The organism is Litorimonas haliclonae, from assembly GCF_965138505.1.
Taxonomy (GTDB): Bacteria; Pseudomonadota; Alphaproteobacteria; order Caulobacterales; family Maricaulaceae; genus Litorimonas; species Litorimonas haliclonae.
Window position 1 is genome coordinate 220,948 of sequence record NZ_CBCSCO010000002.1, and the last position, 15,112, is coordinate 236,059.

General features: G+C 50.5%; 14 protein-coding genes. 4 read left to right on the plus strand and 10 right to left on the minus strand.

The annotated features are described in order from the left end of the window. Window positions 1-47 precede the first annotated feature (47 nt). The 3 genes from rfbD to gmd form a co-directional block, all read right to left on the minus strand. Complete coding sequence (gene rfbD, locus ACNA05_RS05170) at window positions 48-968, minus strand: dTDP-4-dehydrorhamnose reductase (RefSeq protein ID WP_415810338.1); 921 nt, start codon at window positions 966-968, stop codon at window positions 48-50. A gap of 111 nt (window positions 969-1,079) precedes the next feature. Further along, window positions 1,080-2,045, minus strand: coding sequence for a GDP-L-fucose synthase (gene fcl, locus ACNA05_RS05175; RefSeq protein ID WP_415810339.1), 966 nt, complete (start codon window positions 2,043-2,045; stop codon window positions 1,080-1,082). After that, window positions 2,038-3,105 (minus strand): GDP-mannose 4,6-dehydratase, encoded by a 1,068-nt coding sequence (gene gmd, locus ACNA05_RS05180; RefSeq protein WP_415810340.1) that lies wholly within the window; start codon window positions 3,103-3,105, stop codon window positions 2,038-2,040. Before gmd ends, fcl begins: the two co-directional genes overlap by 8 nt. A gap of 136 nt (window positions 3,106-3,241) precedes the next feature. Between gmd and ACNA05_RS05185 the strand changes: the two genes are divergently transcribed. Beyond that, on the plus strand, window positions 3,242-4,291 hold the full coding sequence (locus ACNA05_RS05185) for a mannose-1-phosphate guanylyltransferase (protein ID WP_415810341.1): 1,050 nt from the start codon (window positions 3,242-3,244) through the stop codon (window positions 4,289-4,291). Between the two features lie 32 nt (window positions 4,292-4,323). On the opposite strand, the gene ACNA05_RS05190 is transcribed toward ACNA05_RS05185, so the two are convergent. Then, window positions 4,324-4,983, minus strand: coding sequence for a DUF1013 domain-containing protein (locus ACNA05_RS05190; RefSeq protein WP_415810342.1), 660 nt, complete (start codon window positions 4,981-4,983; stop codon window positions 4,324-4,326). A 146-nt stretch (window positions 4,984-5,129) separates the two neighbouring features. On the opposite strand from ACNA05_RS05190, the gene ACNA05_RS05195 reads away from it, so the two are divergent. Further along, entirely contained in the window at window positions 5,130-5,321 is a 192-nt protein-coding gene (locus tag ACNA05_RS05195) for a DUF1192 family protein (RefSeq protein ID WP_415810343.1), read from the plus strand. A 203-nt stretch (window positions 5,322-5,524) separates the two neighbouring features. Next, window positions 5,525-6,010 (plus strand): protease adaptor protein RcdA, encoded by a 486-nt coding sequence (rcdA, locus tag ACNA05_RS05200; protein WP_415810768.1) that lies wholly within the window; start codon window positions 5,525-5,527, stop codon window positions 6,008-6,010. A gap of 69 nt (window positions 6,011-6,079) precedes the next feature. On the opposite strand, the gene rpmE is transcribed toward rcdA, so the two are convergent. The 6 genes from rpmE to ACNA05_RS05230 all read right to left on the minus strand — a co-directional run bounded on the left by rpmE (window position 6,080) and on the right by ACNA05_RS05230 (window position 13,405). Continuing rightward, window positions 6,080-6,301, minus strand: a complete 222-nt coding sequence (gene rpmE, locus ACNA05_RS05205; RefSeq protein WP_415810344.1) for a 50S ribosomal protein L31 — start codon at window positions 6,299-6,301, stop codon at window positions 6,080-6,082. A 92-nt stretch (window positions 6,302-6,393) separates the two neighbouring features. Next, a complete protein-coding gene (gene kdsA / locus ACNA05_RS05210) occupies window positions 6,394-7,245 on the minus strand; it encodes a 3-deoxy-8-phosphooctulonate synthase (protein WP_415810345.1) in 852 nt (283 codons plus the stop codon). Between the two features lie 11 nt (window positions 7,246-7,256). After that, window positions 7,257-8,075 (minus strand): inositol monophosphatase family protein, encoded by an 819-nt coding sequence (locus ACNA05_RS05215; RefSeq protein WP_415810346.1) that lies wholly within the window; start codon window positions 8,073-8,075, stop codon window positions 7,257-7,259. A gap of 81 nt (window positions 8,076-8,156) precedes the next feature. Then, entirely contained in the window at window positions 8,157-8,720 is a 564-nt protein-coding gene (gene efp / locus ACNA05_RS05220) for an elongation factor P (RefSeq protein ID WP_415810347.1), read from the minus strand. A gap of 128 nt (window positions 8,721-8,848) precedes the next feature. Then, window positions 8,849-12,529, minus strand: coding sequence for an ABC transporter permease/M1 family aminopeptidase (locus ACNA05_RS05225; RefSeq protein WP_415810348.1), 3,681 nt, complete (start codon window positions 12,527-12,529; stop codon window positions 8,849-8,851). Between the two features lie 9 nt (window positions 12,530-12,538). After that, window positions 12,539-13,405 carry an ABC transporter ATP-binding protein gene (locus tag ACNA05_RS05230; RefSeq protein ID WP_415810349.1) on the minus strand — a complete coding sequence of 289 codons (867 nt, stop codon included), beginning with the start codon at window positions 13,403-13,405 and terminating at the stop codon, window positions 12,539-12,541. Window positions 13,406-13,630: 225 nt separating this feature from the next. On the opposite strand from ACNA05_RS05230, the gene gspE reads away from it, so the two are divergent. After that, a complete protein-coding gene (gene gspE / locus ACNA05_RS05235) occupies window positions 13,631-15,109 on the plus strand; it encodes a type II secretion system ATPase GspE (RefSeq protein WP_415810350.1) in 1,479 nt (492 codons plus the stop codon). Window positions 15,110-15,112 lie beyond the last annotated feature (3 nt).

Below are 15,112 nucleotides of genomic sequence, written 5' to 3' on the forward strand. Positions count from 1 at the left end.
TTAAAAACACTTCGGAAACTTTTGGATCAAATTGCAGATGGTTCTCTTCAACGGCGTTTTTTCTCCTGAGTATTGACTTCGCTTAAAGCGGTTCTAATGCCAGATTTCCAGTGCGGTAATTTATACGAAAACTGTCGTTCAAACGCACTTGGATCCAATGCAGAATAGGCAGGCCTTTGTGCTTTACTTGGAAATTCCGAAGCCGATATAGGCTGAATTTGGACTGCCTTATAATGCTTGTTTGGTGAAGCTTTGAATATATATTTTGCGTAATCAGCCCAGCTTATGACGGGTCCGTTGTTGCTTACATGGTATATACGATCAATTAAAGAAAATGGCGCCTTAAGTTCGCCAAGCGATTGCGCGGTTTTGATTACGGCATCGGCTAGGTGTCCGGCATATGTCGGGCGCCCAAATTGATTATCAACAATATTTAAAACTTCTTTTGAAGCTCCGAGGCTTAATATAGTCGTTAGGAAGTTTTTCCCTGTCCCATCAAATAACCAAGAGGTGCGCAAAACAACACTGTTAGCGGAGCTGTTAACGACGCCGATTTCGCCCTCACGCTTTGAGGCCCCATAGATATTAACTGGATTTGTCGGGTGGTCTATTTTGTAAGGCATTTTCGCGTAGCCATCAAAGACGTAGTCTGTTGAAATATGAACTAATGAAAACCCACGCTTTGCACAGGCTTCGGCGATAACCTTTGGGGCTATTCCGTTTACGGCAAATGCAGTCTTTTGATCCGTTTCAGCTTTATCGACCGCTGTGTAGGCGGCTGCAATGACAACTGCGTCTGTTGCGTTAGGAAGGCGGGCTATAAACTCCTCGATTTTACCAGGGGAGGACGTTAGATCAATTAACTCTCGTCCGTAGCAAGTGATGTTGTGACCAAATTCCGAAGCCCGACGGTTTAAAGCTCGCGCGAGTTGGCCTGTTTTTCCAATTACCTGCAAGTTAAGGTTCACGGAGTTATCCATTCCATAAATTAAATCTGAATAATATTAGCATTTGCTTTTTTCCTCTAAATTCTTGTAGTGACTTTGGAGGACAACTTAATATTAAAGCGTGTTAACCACTCATCGGCTTCGTAATTGCCCTTCGTTCTTCAAAAACCATTGATAGGTTTGTTCAAGCCCGTTCAAGAGGTTATAGTGCGGCGTCCAACCTAATGACTCAAGACGGCTATTATCCATAATTTTTCGGGGAGTTCCGTCCGGTTTGGTTGTGTCGTATTCAATTTGTCCTTGATACCCAATAACCTGCATGATGTCTTCCAGTAATGATTTGATCATTATGTCAGACCCCTGACCAATATTGATAAATTGGTCTTCAGAGTAATTTTGCATAAGAAATACAAGTGCATCCGCACAGTCATCAACATGCATGAATTCGCGGTAAACCTCTCCTGAGCCCCAAAGCGTGACGGAGGCCGCACCTTCATTCTTGGCTTGATGCACTTTTCGCATTAGCGCCGGAATAACATGGGAGTTCTCTAGGTGAAAATTATCGCCGGGCCCATATAAATTGGTCGGCATAGCAGAAATGTAATCGCTGCCATATTGTGCCCGATAGGCTTGGGCCATCATGATGCCGGAAATTTTGGCGAGGGCGTACCACTGATTGGTGGGCTCTAGCGGGCCGGTCAGCAGGGCATCTTCCTTAATAGGTTGAGGGGCCATTTTCGGGTATATGCAAGACGACCCAAGGAAGAGAATTTTTTCTACTTCATTTTTATAAGCCGCGTGGATCACATTCGCGGAAATCATCGTATTTAAATAAATGAAATCGGCCGGGTAGGTGCTATTGGCGTGAATGCCTCCGACTTTTGCGGCGGCTAGGAAAATAGCTTCCGGCTTATTTTGAATCATCCAATTGTTGACTGAAGATTGATCTACGAGATCAACTTCCGATCGCTCTACTGTCAGAATCTCGACATCGCCTTCTTTTTTAAGGCGCCGAACAATTGCCGAGCCTACCATACCATTATGTCCGCAGACCCAGACACGTTTTCCAGACAATGCATAGGGTAGGGAGTTAATCATGCCGTTGTTTTCGGTCTGTCTCAGAGGCCAACAACTCCAAATCGCTCTCCATCATTTCCGAAACTAAGTCCTTGAATTCAGTTGTGTGGGTCCACCCCAATTTTTCTTTGGCTTTCGTTGGGTCTGCCAAAAGCAGCTCTACTTCTGTTGGACGAAAATAACGTGCGTCAATGCGCGCCAATACGGATCCGGTTTTAGCGTCTTTCCCGACCTCATCAACGCCTTCGCCTTCCCATTTTATTTTTATACCGATATGGCCAAAGGCGCGTTCTACGAACTCTCTTACGGAATGAGTTTCACCTGTTCCAAGAACGTAGTCATCTGCCTCGTCTTGTTGTAATATTCGCCACATACCTTCGACATAATCACGAGCGTGTCCCCAGTCGCGTTTAGCATCCAGATTTCCCAGATAGATAACGTCCTGAATTCCATGATGGATTGCAGCTACTGCGCGTGTGATTTTGCGCGTGACAAATGTTTCGCCGCGGAGCGGGCTTTCATGGTTGAACAGAATGCCGTTGGAAGCATGGAGACCATAAGCCTCCCGGTAATTGACCGTCATCCAATAAGCATAGAGTTTCGCGGCCGCGTAGGGGCTTCTGGGATAAAAAGAGGTCGTCTCTGATTGCGGAGCTTCTTGCGCTTTGCCGTAAAGTTCTGACGTAGAAGCCTGATAGAAACGCGTTTTCTTTTCCAGTCCTAAGATACGAATAGCTTCTAATAGTCTGAGAACCCCCAGTGCGTCTGAATTGGCGGTATATTCCGGGGTTTCGAAACTCACCTGAACATGCGACTGCGCTCCCAGATTATAAATTTCATCCGGTTGTGTTTGCTGTAAAATCCGGATGATATTTGTCGAATCCGTTAGATCCCCATAGTGAAGAAAAAACTTTGCGTCAGGATCGTGGGGATCAACATAGAGGTGATCGATTCTAGAGGTGTTAAAGGAGGACGACCGCCTCTTAATTCCGTGGACGATGTAACCCTTCGACAGAAGTAATTCGGCAAGATAGGCGCCGTCCTGACCTGTCACCCCCGTTATTAATGCTGTTTTGGACATAATAAAATCTTCACCAAACCCGATTACCTTACAGTGAATAGAGTTTTGGCTAATCTTTAACAAGATAAGTCTTTCACCCCATTACGGGATTGATCCAGGCTTTGAGGGTTAAAATATACTGTGGGGAGCGAGTGAAATGAGCATTTCAGCCGTAATTTTGTGCGGAGGGTCAGGGTCTCGTTTATGGCCAATCTCGCACGATATGAAACCGAAGCAGTTTCTAACTTTATTAGGCGAGCATAGCATGCTGCAGCAAACCGTCGCTCGTGTTCAACATCCGCTGTTCGATCCAAAAACCATTTTTATCACAGCGTCCTCTCAAAGTGAGATGATTGGCGAAAAAATGGCTCGCCAAGACCATGTGATTATAGGCGAGCCTTGCCGCCGAAATACGGCAGCGGCGGCCGTGGCTGCAGCTCTATATGTTGCAGAAAATAATCCGGATAACGACCTCATGCTATTAGTGCCTGCGGACCACGTTATCACCTCACCCGCCGCATTTCACGAGGCAGTATCTCAAGCGAAAGCGGCTGCAGAGCGCGGATATATTGTCACGTTTGGGATACACCCAGAAACGCCAGAAACGGGATACGGGTACATCAAACGCGGTGAGACTATTGCCAAAGGCATCTATAAAATTTCGGAGTTTAAGGAAAAGCCGGATGAGAAAACGGCTCGCAAATATTGCGAGAGCGGGGAGTTTGATTGGAACAGTGGCATTTTCCTATTTTCTGCAAAGAAGTTTCTAGCAGAGATAGGCCGTTTCGAACCGGAAATCCTAAAAGCGGTCAAAAGTTCATATGAATCCGCAGAACGGATCGGGAATTTAGTCGCACTTGATGAAGAAAATTTTGGCGCGTCTCCCTCCAATTCTATTGACTATGCGGTTATGGAGCGAACTGACCAAGCCGCTGTATTGCCTTGTGATTTTGGGTGGAGCGATTTGGGAAGTTATCGCTCCCTTTATGATATTCGGACTAAGCTTAAGGCGCCCTGCCACCCCGCCGATGCTGAACTGTTAAATTCCAAAGACTGCCTTGTGGTGTCAGACGGGCCGCAGGTCAATATTGTCGGGCTGGACAATATTGGCGTCATTGTCGATCAGGGCCGCGTTCTGGTTCTTAATCTCGACGCGTCTCAGGACGTCAAACAGATTGCAGATATTCATAAAAAAAGCCCGGCTTAAACCGGGCTTAATACGAAATTTGAAAACAGTGTTTAGTTTTCAGAAGGTTTAAAAAGGCTCTCAAGCGTGTGCTCGACTTTTGGCTTCTCGCTCGGAAGCGGGGCCGGCTCAACCGGGGTTAATGTCTCTCCGCCTTCTTCCGCGTTTGCAGCGTCTTCTTTGGCCTTTTTCTCGGCCGCTTTCTTCACAATCGCGTCGAGGTCAATCTGGCTACACAGGCCGAGGGATACCGGATCCGTGGGGTTGATTGTGTTTATCTTCCAATGTGACCGGTCACGGATGGATTTAATCGTCGGCTTGGTTGTGCCGATAAGCTTGGAAATTTGAGCGTCAGACACTTCGGGGTGATAACGAACGAGCCAAGCGATGGCGTCAGGGCGATCCTGACGACGTGAAAGCGGTGTATAGCGAGGGCCTTTTTTCTTCTTGGTTGGCTGCAATTCATCCGAGTCGAACTTGTTCGGTTTCATTTCGTAATCGGAATCTTTTTCGGCTTTCTCGATTTCTTCGCGGTTGATTTGACCGTTCGCAATCGGGTCAGCGCCGCGAATGCCGGCGGCGACATCTCCATCTGCAATTCCTTCGACTTCTAAGATGTGAAGGTCGCAAAACTCGCTGATCTGTTTGAAGGTCAAACCTGTATTGTCGATCAGCCAGACGGCAGTTGCTTTAGGCATTAAAATTTGTGTCATAACGAGCCTCGTTTGAAAACAGCCATTAAAAAAACCCCGCTCGGCGGGGTCGTTTCGTTCGATTTTGGACTTTTCCCGCTTTCGAACACCCCTTTACATAGGCTATTACGGTTAAAATGCAAGCCATTAGGAAAGTCGGGACTGCCATGGATGAGAATGACGTACTGCGCCAAATCGGAACAATCACACTTGGCGAGGACCTTTACGGCCTTTCGCGGGACGAATTGAAGGCGCGGATTGAGGCGCTTGAGGTGGAAAAGTCCCGCGTAAAAAAGGAACTCGAGAAAAAGCAGAGCGAGCGTAGCGCGGCAGATACGCTGTTTGGCCCTAAACCCTAGTCCTAATCATGACAATTTCATTACTTTTTTACCGTTAGGCGACTGGCCTTGGCGTGGGGCTTGCAAACTTAATCTCAAAGCTTACACCTTGTGCTGAAAAAAGAGATTCTATGACCGCCGGACAGTCCCAAGACATATCTAAACTATCACCTAGGCAGCCCATTGCGCTAGATACACTCACCCCGCAGGCCGAGGCGCGCCTGATGGAATTTACCCGTTCCGAACTTTTCGCCAAAACTTTTCGCGAAGGCATGGATATGGTGGAAGAGACGGCCGCTTACCTCGACGGGCCGGGCCGACATGATTCCAAGAAATTGGGGCGGGACGACGCTCTGACCTATGCCAGTCAGTCCATGCGGCTGACAACGCGGTTAATGCAGGTTGCCAGCTGGTTGCTCGTCCAGAGAGCCCTTAAGGAAGACGAAATGGGATTGAGCGAAGCCCGGGCGGAAAAATACCGTCTCGTGCCGGAAACCAAGTCGGAGGACGATGTAAGCTTTTCAGAGCTGGCACAAGCCGCCTATACGCTTCCGTCTCGGCTTCTCGACCTGCTCGCGAGGTCGGAGGCGCTTTATGAAAGGATTACCCGCTTGGACCGCTCCCTCTACGGAACAATTGCGGCGCAGCAAGGCAATACGGTAGCTGACCAGCTCAACCGCTTGGAAGCGGCCTTTGGTCAAAACAGCTAAGCCATAAATTTGAATCAATAAAAAAGGCTCCCAGTGGGAGCCTTTTTCGTATTCGGATTGCGATTTGGCTTAGACGCCAAATCCAGCAAATTTGTCTTTGAAGCGGGAAACGCGTCCGCCGCGATCCATCAACTTTGCATCTCCGCCGGTCCAGGCAGGGTGAGTTTTAGAATCGATATCCAGCGCGAGAACGTCGCCTTCTTTGCCCCATGTAGAGCGTGTTTCATATGTTGAGCCGTCAACCATTTTGACGGTAATCATGTGATAGTCAGGATGAGTATCTTTTTTCATTGTCTGGCTCCTTGGCCTCTGGTCACGGGTTTACGTTATTGGGTCCCCCGCTCGGAGCGCGCGATATAGGCGAGGCGCCGCTTTTCGTCAAGTTAGCCGTTCACGATATCCCGAAACGCTTTTAATTTCGTCAAAAGCGGGCGGGCTTCGCTGATGGGCAAGCAGCTCGGCGCATCGCAAAGCGCGGCGTCGGGGGCCGTATGGAATTCCAGAAATACGCCGTCTGCACCCGCGGCGACCGCTGATTTCGCTACTATGGCTACGCCGTCGCGCCGCCCGCCAGTGGAGGCGCCGCCCGTTCGAGGGTCGGCTCCGGGAAGCTGAACGGCATGGGTTGCGTCAATCGTCACCGGCACGTCGAGCTTTTGCATTTCGGGAATAGCCAGAGGGTCGACGATCAGATTGTTATATCCAAAGCTGACGCCCCGTTCGCACATGATGATGGCGTCCGCGTCATAGGTTTCGCGGATTTTCGAGATCACATTTTTGCTGTCCCAAGGCGCAAGGAACTGGGCTTTTTTTACATGCAAGACGCTGCCGGTTGTTTTTGCAGCTTCGGCCATAGTCGTAACCAGATCCGTCTGGCGGCAAAGAAAGGCCGGAACCTGAATGATTTCGGCAACTGAGGCCACGGGCAGGGCTTGTTCCACTTCATGCACGTCGGTGCAGATTGGCACGTTCAGCTCTGCTTTGATCGCCGTGAGCATTTCCAAGCCTTTTTCCAGGCCCGGCCCGCGGAAGGATCTGATGGAAGAGCGGTTCGCCTTATCAAAGCTCGCTTTGAACACATAAGGCAGGCCCAAATCAGCGCAAATGGATTTCAGCTCCCGCCCAATCGTCAGCGATTCTTCGAGGCTCTCCAATACATTACATCCCGCAATCACGGCCAGAGGTAGGCCAGAGCCGATAGACCAGTCCGAAGATTTTGGGGAAACCTTTGACATAGGGTGATCCTTTAGCCAACACGCTCTTTTAGCGGCGCCATCAGAGCGGCGTTTGTGCAAATAATATTGCCCGTCTCTACGACATTTCCGCCAGATAGGCTTTCGACTTGGCATCCGGCTTCTCGCGCAATCAGAACGCCTGCAGCGATATCCCAAGGCGCAAGGCCCCGTTCCCAAAACCCGTCATATCGGCCCGCCGCCGTCCAAGCGAGATCAAGCGCGGCAGAGCCAAGGCGCCTAACACCGGCGCTGTGACCCATAACTTGGTGGAGTTCTTTCAAAAATTTGGCGTGTCCCGGACGGCCCAAAAAGGGTATGCCGGTTGAGAAGAGCGAGTCCTGAAAAATGTCCCGTTGTGAGGGCCGAAGGCGGCGATCTCCCCCGCCCCGCGTGCCGTCATTTATGAAGGCGCCTTTGCCTTTTTCAGCAAAAAACATTTCGTCCGTAATAGGATTATAGATGAGTCCGGCCACGATTTCGCGTGGCTCTCCGTCAATTTCGCGTTCCAGCGCAATTGAAATAGCAAAGTGAGGAATGCCGTGAAGATAATTCGTGGTGCCGTCTAGCGGATCGACAATAAAGCGATGTGTCTTGTCAGAGCCTTCAATTTCTCCGCCTTCTTCAAGCAAAAAGCCATAGCCTGGACGGTCGCGTTGTAGGTTTTCTACAATGACCTCTTCGGCCTTTTTATCGGCGCGCGAAACAAAATCCGCTGGGCCTTTCCGGGCCACCTGCAAATGTTCGACTTCATTGAAATCACGTATCAAACCGCGCGACGCTTTACGCGCCGCCATTTGCATCACGGTCATTATGGCAGAAAGGTTCGCCATCGGGCTCTCCGTAAATTTTTAAATATTGTGCCGAACAGCTTTCTGAAATCTTCAGATATAGGAGCGATCCGGCAGAGTGTTTTAGTCTGCGCGTTTAACGTAAGACCCGTCTTCGGTGTTGATAATCAAACGCTCTCCTTCGCCGACGAAAGGCGGCACCGCCGTGCGTACTCCATTAGAGAGAATGGCCGGCTTAAAGGAATTGGCGGCTGTTTGCCCCTTAACGACGGGTTCGGTCTCAGCCACCTCCAAAACGACGGTTGCGGGCAGGGCAATACTGATTGGGCGGTCTTCGTAAAATTCGACTTCAACTTCCATACTGTCCGTAAGATAGGCGGCAGAGTCGCCAACAAATTCTGATTGCAGGCGGATTTGTTCATAGTTTTCGGAATTCATGAAAACGAGCATGTCGTCTTCTGCGAAAAGATAAGTATGCGGTTTTTGGTCTAGGCGAACTTTTTCCACTGTCTCGGCCGCGCGAAAGCGTTCATTCAATTTCCGGCCATCCAGAATATTTTTGAGCTCCACCTGATTAAAGGCGCCGCCTTTACCAGGCTTCACGGCATTGCATTTTACCGCGATCCAGAGAGAGTCCTGATGCTTGATAATATTACCCTGACGGATTTCATTCCCGTTCATTTTCATGAGGCACTCTTTCTTTCGCTAGACGATGTGGTGTGAGGCTTATCAGGCAAACGAAAAAGGAGCAAGCTAGGCTTGCTCCTTCAAGTGTTTAAAGTGTGGCGTAAAGAAAGGTGCGTATCAATCCGCTCTTACTCCGCAGAAGCCAGTTTAGGCGAACCTGGAGTCACATTATCCTGCACATTGCGTTCCATAAGAAGGCGGCGCGGATCTATCGAGATGAACCCTGGAAGGGTTTCCAGCTCAAAGCTCAGCTCGCTCTCGGCTTGAGTGACGCGAACGCGTTCCAATTTTGACCAAGCGCTCCAGAGCCGTTTGGGCTCTTCCTCATAAAACCCGATTTCTACCCATTCATTGAGGCTCTCACCCTCAATATCGGCAAAACTTTCGGCGGTTTCCATCTCTTCGGTCTGGATTTTCTTGTCCATCTCTAAAGGAAAACTCACGCGGTAACGGCCATTGGGCAGTTTGCTTACGCTTGGTTCAGCCTCGCCGAATTGCATGTCCCACCAGACAATTCGGTCCCACTGATCAGTAATCAATTGATCATATTCGGGGCCAGCAACTTCGCGCAGCGCGTCGGTGACGTCTTTCGTCGTTGGATAAGGCGGGCCGTTCGAGCCGAACTCATTGATAAGATTGCGCATGGCGAGCCGCATATTATCGGGCCCAATATAATGCTTCAGCCCCCAAAGCACCCAGTCCGCTTTGTTGTAAACCAGATATTGCTGCTCCCCGGCCATGGCGAGCGGAACTTCCTTTTCCCGGTCGATAAAGGCCAGAGCCTGCATCTGCGCGATGGTTGAATTCTCCAGAGCGTAGAGGGCTTTGTCAAACCCGTATAAGGCTTCGTAGGCGTCCATAGTGGCATAAGACGTTAGCCCTTCGGACAGAACGTTAAAGCCGCGAGACAGGCCGGGGACGATTTGGTGGGCGAACCACTGGTGACCCAGCTCATGCAGTGTGGTCATGGAGGCGTTGTCCAGGGTTTTGATATCGCCGGCTTCGCCGCTATCCATGATGAAACCCTGTTCCGCATAGGGAATGGTTCCGGCAAAGGCCTGGGCGAACCCAATGAAAGGCACTTCCATAATGCGGAAGTAATTATATTGGTAAGGCCCAAAGTTCTCGGAATAATGAGTCAGGCCGAACTTTGTTGCCTCAATCATATCCTGAACTGAATAGCTGTGGCTCTCCGCATGATAAACGCGGATCGGAATGATTTTTCCCGTCGGGGATGTCCAACTATCTTCGGTCACGGCGTAATCGCCGGACAAAATAGAGAAGAAGTTGCTGATCGGCGTATCAGAACGATAAGTTCGGCAATGACGGTCGTCTTCTACAGACTCCGCGATAAGATCGCCGGGGGCAATGGGAATTTGATTGGCGGTGGTGCAGACCGTGCCTTCAAAATCAATGTAATCCGCTGGCCCGGTCAACATGCCGAAGAGATTAACTTTCCCGGCATCCGGCGCGTCTGGATCCGGGAGTTTTTCTAATTCCGGCAAGTCATATTTGCGCCGGGTTTTAGAATTGCGGATACGAAGATCCGGCACGCCCATTGTCGGAATCACGCGTGAGCTGACGCCAAAGCCACCATAATTGTTGAGAAAAGTACCGTCTTTGGAAATAGCGCTTCTGTCGGCCAGACGCGGCGCGTGGAAGAACGTTTCGAAATCAAGTTCCGTCTTGTCACCGGGCTCAAGCGCAGGCTCGAACCGGAAGACACGAATGCCGAGGTCGTTGATCTCTTCGATGGAATCGCCTTCGGCGTTCGTCCCTTCAGTAAGTTCAACGGCGCCTTTCAGATCAAATTGCTTAACGTCTTCTTCGTGGCCACTGGCCGGGTTAACATAGATTTCGGAAATCGGCACGCCCGACGCATTCTCAAATGTCATAGCGCCTTTGACGGTGGCTTCCTGAATTTCCGGATAAATGTCAGCATTGATGCTGACGCTGCGAACATGCGGATGCGGAGCATCCCGTTCTGTCGCAAGCAGCTTTTCAGCTTTGACTTGGCGTTTTTCCTGTGTCTTCTGATTAGACCAATTCACCTTGTCATAGGCTTGGTAGATATAAATACCGCTGCCGATAAAAGCGGCGAGCGCGAAAGTTGCGACCGCGCCGGAGGCCGGAGTGATATTGGATTTCATTTCTTTGAGACGGCGTAGCAGCGAAACTTGGAAGCCGCGGCGCCAGAGCCAAACGCTAAGCACAGCAAAGAGAACGCAGAGAGCGCCCCAATAGAAATTGAACCACCGAAAATAGACCCAGCTATTATAAGGAGAGATTTCCGAAACTTGACCCGGGCTGGTTCCGCCAAAGCCCATGAGCGGATGATAGAATGGAAGTCTGGAGACCACCAAGGCAACAAACGCCATAGATCCAGCTGCGACCAACATGCCCACAATTCGGTTGGGCACAAAGGCTTGAACAAATAACCCCAAAAAGGCGAAAGCCAGATAGTTCGGGAAAGCATTTAAGAAGGTAAATTTCAAATAAAGCGAAAGGTTCACTGGCGGGCCTCCGGCCGCGATCTGGATCGCCATGCCGACAATCATGACCACCACACAAAGCGTTGCCAGGGCAGCTGATAAGGCCAGCCACTTTGCGACTAGCAAGGACCAATTACGCACTTTAGTGGAATCGAGAAGTCCGACAAATTTTGCGCCGCGATCCCGGAAAACCATTTCGGCAGAGAAAAAGGCGATAATTAATTGAACCGGAATGAGAAAGCTGCCAAAGCCGATACTGACCATAAATAGGCTGGTCGGAACCAGTTTCTGAGGTGAGAAAAAGACGGTGACGATGATCAAAAAGGCAAACAAAGCCATGGCGAGGCTGGCCAATATAATAAACGGAACAGACCGCACAGTTGTTAGATATTCGAACTTTGTGCGTGTCCACAGAGCGGCGATATCCGCGGCAAAGCCAAATTTCGGCTGAACGCTCTTATATTCTGGAATGTCTTTGGATTGAAGGACTGCGCCGCGCAATTTGGTTTTACCGGTCACAATACCGCGTTTGAACCGCCTAAAGACAAGCGCCAAAACGCCGAGCGAAATAACGCCCCAGACAAGCCGGTTGAGACCGAGATAGCCGAAAATGGGGGTTAGCCGCGTATTGCGATCTTCCGGCGACCAGAATTCCGTGTCCAATGTATAAGCAATCGCGCCAAAGGGGTCGGCTAAGGCTTGGATCCATTTTGGAATATCCAGTTCCATGACGACCCCGGACATGATGGAGAAGAAAAACAGTCCGATGGCGCTGACCAGAACCAGCATACGGTTTTGTGTGAGTCCGGCAATCAGGGTGAAAAAGGCCGTCACGAAAAGCGCGTTTACGAGCGTGAAAAGAAGCAGAGGTTGAAGGTAGTAAAGAGGGCGGATCGGACCAAGCGTCAGCTTGTCGATCGTGGGACTGAATGAACCTAGAAATTGCGCCAGTAAGAAAACGAAAAAGCTCAAGAAAATGATCAGGAAAACGCCTGTCATTCGCGATGCGGTCATGTCGAATGTCGAAATCGGCGTGGAGTGAATAATTTCCGTCATATTAGAGGTTTTGTCGCGCAAGATACCTGTCACAACAAAGATTCCGCCAAAGAAAATCACCGGCAGATAGGCATTGGCAATCCCGCCGGCGATCATCTGCGCGCCATTGGCTTTGATTTTTGTGCCGCCGAGCCCTGATCCGAAAAGATCCGGTATAACGGCGACAAAAACGCCGTAAGCCAACATAACAAGGAGAACGACCCAAAAGCCGATCTGACGGGCCTGAAAGCCCATTTCAAATTTCAGGAGACGATTAAACATGAGCTGCCCCTAAACCAAACCGTTTAAGTGGGCGAAATAGGCATCTTCCAGCGTTTCTTCTTTTTGTTCAAATCCTGTGCCCGGAGAGGCATCAGCGAGAACAGAGGCCTGAACACCGCCTTTCAAATGACGACTGGAGAGGAATTTATACCCTTCTTTCATTGTCAGCAAATCATCCCGGTCGACAGATTTTCGCCACACGCGGCCACGAATAGTATCGATCAAACTTTCCGGCGCGCCGCGGACTACGATTTGTCCATTGCCCATTATCGCCATGTCGGGACAGAGGTCGCGCACGTCTTCAACAATGTGGGTGGAGAGCAGGATAATCTTTTCACGGCCAAATTCGGAGAGAAGGTCAAGAAAACGCTGACGTTCAAACGGGTCGAGGCCGGCTGTAGGCTCGTCCACAATCAGAATTTTCGGATTTCCAAGGAGGGCTTGCGCGACGCCAAAGCGCTGACGCATCCCGCCGGAATAGGTCGCGACAGAGGCGGTGCGGTGAGTGATAAGGTTGACCTTTTCCAAAAGCGCCATGATCTGGTCTTCACGTTCGCCTTTATTTATCACCCCTTTTAGGATGGCGATGTGGTCAAGAAGCGCGAGCGCGCTCATGCGGGGATAGACCCCGAAGTCTTGCGGCAAATAGCCGAGCTGAGAGCGGATCGCATCGGGGTGGGTCACAATATCCTGACCATCAAAGAAGATTTGGCCTTCATCCGGTTTCTGCAACGTTGCGAGTGTTCGCATCAGAGTAGATTTTCCGGCGCCATTGGGGCCAAGCAGGCCAAATAGCCCTGGTTCCAAATCCAAGCTCACATTATTTAACGCATGAACATCGCCAAACCGCTTGTGGATATTTTGAATGGAAAGCATGAAAGACCCCTTCGAAAGTCAATTTTCCAATAGAGTAACAATTTCTTATCGAAAAACAACAATTATTTTCGTTTATCGATAAATCTTTACAGGGCATTCTGAGGGAAGCGGCACGCCGTAAGTGCCGCTAGGACATGTCATTCAAAACAGAAAAAATATAATGAAAACTTAAATCGCTTTTCGCGACAGCGGTGTTTATAAATCAATATTATGGAAGCCACTCGCATGACACCTCAGCTCAATTACAGCTTTGCCAGAACGCAAGGCGTGCTGATTGTCACAGATGCGGAAGGCAGTGTAAGTCTGCTTCATAGACCGCAGGTCAGCCTGTCAGCTTTGCTGGAGGCGCGCCGCGCTGTGGGCCATGCGCTGCCGAAACAGGAAGTCAGTCCCGCAATTTTTGAAACGGAACTGTCCAAGACTTATTCGCAAAATGATTTGTCCAGTGCGTCTGAAGACGCAATTGGAACGGGCGAAGATTTGAACGCTCTGGCAGATGGCCTTCCGAAAACCTCTGACCTGTTGGACAATTCTGATGACGCTCCCGTTATCCGGCTTATCAACGGTATTTTGCAGGAGGCGATCCGCTCGCGCGCCTCTGATATTCACATTGAACCCTATGAGCAGCGCCTCTCCGTGCGGTTTCGCATTGATGGAACGCTGAGTGAAAAGCTGAGTCTGCCGGCGCGCCTCGCCCCTGTTCTGGTCAGCCGGGTAAAGGTCATGGCGCAGCTGGATATTGCGCAGAAACGTGTCCCGCAGGATGGCCGTTTCTCGCTTAATCTTGGCCAGCGGGCGATTGATGTGCGGGTCTCGACCCTGCCGTCGCGTCACGGCGAAAGACTGGTCATGCGGATATTGGAAAAGGACAGTTCGCGACTGGCCCTGTCGGAGCTCGGTATGAACGCGCCCATGCTGTCGGCGTTTAAATCCGCGCTTGCCCGTCCCAATGGCATTGTCCTTGTTACCGGGCCGACCGGTTCGGGTAAAACGACAACGCTTTACGGGGCCTTGTCGGAATTAAATGATGGCTCCCGCAATGTGTTAACGGTCGAAGACCCGGTCGAATACGCTCTGGACGGGATCGGCCAGACACAAGTCAACTCTCAAGTCGGGATGAGCTTTGCGGCGGGGCTCCGCGCCATTCTCCGTCAGGACCCGGATGTTGTGATGGTCGGGGAAATCCGGGATCCCGAAACGGCAGAAATAGCCGTGCAGGCCTCACTGACAGGGCATCTGGTTCTTTCAACGGTTCATACGAATTCCGCCATTGCCGCGATCGCCCGCTTGCGGGATATGGGCGTCGAGCCTTTCCTTCTCGCCAGCACCGTTACGGCTTTGGTCGCTCAGCGATTGGTGCGCGAACTTTGCCCGAATTGTAAAACCCCTTATCAGGCCAGCGAGACGGAGCTTTCCGAACTTGGCCTGCCGAATAAACCGACGACATTCTATCACGCCAAGGGATGTAACGAATGTTTGGATATTGGTTATCGCGGGCGTTTGGGCCTTTATGAAATGGTGACGATGGATGACAAACTCCGCGCCATGATTCATGACGGTTCCTCTGAATCCAAGATGTCCAAGCATGCTTTCCGGAGCCGCCAGACACTCCTCCAAAGCGGGGCGCAAGCGGTGGTAGACGGCCTGACCTCCCCTGAAGAAGTGCTCCGGGTTTGCAAATCGAGCACAGCAGAGGCCATCTAAAAA

Coding starts and splice junctions, on each gene's coding strand:
- ACNA05_RS05225 (WP_415810348.1), bottom strand. CDS start 12,529: ATGTTTAATCGTCTCCTGAAATTTGAAATGGGCTTTCAGGCCCGTCAG.
- rcdA (WP_415810768.1), top strand. CDS start 5,525: ATGGAATTTACCCGTTCCGAACTTTTCGCCAAAACTTTTCGCGAAGGC.
- ACNA05_RS05195 (WP_415810343.1), top strand. CDS start 5,130: ATGGATGAGAATGACGTACTGCGCCAAATCGGAACAATCACACTTGGC.
- ACNA05_RS05190 (WP_415810342.1), bottom strand. CDS start 4,983: ATGACACAAATTTTAATGCCTAAAGCAACTGCCGTCTGGCTGATCGAC.
- rpmE (WP_415810344.1), bottom strand. CDS start 6,301: ATGAAAAAAGATACTCATCCTGACTATCACATGATTACCGTCAAAATG.
- gmd (WP_415810340.1), bottom strand. CDS start 3,105: ATGTCCAAAACAGCATTAATAACGGGGGTGACAGGTCAGGACGGCGCC.
- gspE (WP_415810350.1), top strand. CDS start 13,631: ATGACACCTCAGCTCAATTACAGCTTTGCCAGAACGCAAGGCGTGCTG.
- ACNA05_RS05185 (WP_415810341.1), top strand. CDS start 3,242: ATGAGCATTTCAGCCGTAATTTTGTGCGGAGGGTCAGGGTCTCGTTTA.
- ACNA05_RS05215 (WP_415810346.1), bottom strand. CDS start 8,075: ATGGCGAACCTTTCTGCCATAATGACCGTGATGCAAATGGCGGCGCGT.
- efp (WP_415810347.1), bottom strand. CDS start 8,720: ATGAAAATGAACGGGAATGAAATCCGTCAGGGTAATATTATCAAGCAT.
- ACNA05_RS05230 (WP_415810349.1), bottom strand. CDS start 13,405: ATGCTTTCCATTCAAAATATCCACAAGCGGTTTGGCGATGTTCATGCG.
- fcl (WP_415810339.1), bottom strand. CDS start 2,045: ATGATTAACTCCCTACCCTATGCATTGTCTGGAAAACGTGTCTGGGTC.
- kdsA (WP_415810345.1), bottom strand. CDS start 7,245: ATGTCAAAGGTTTCCCCAAAATCTTCGGACTGGTCTATCGGCTCTGGC.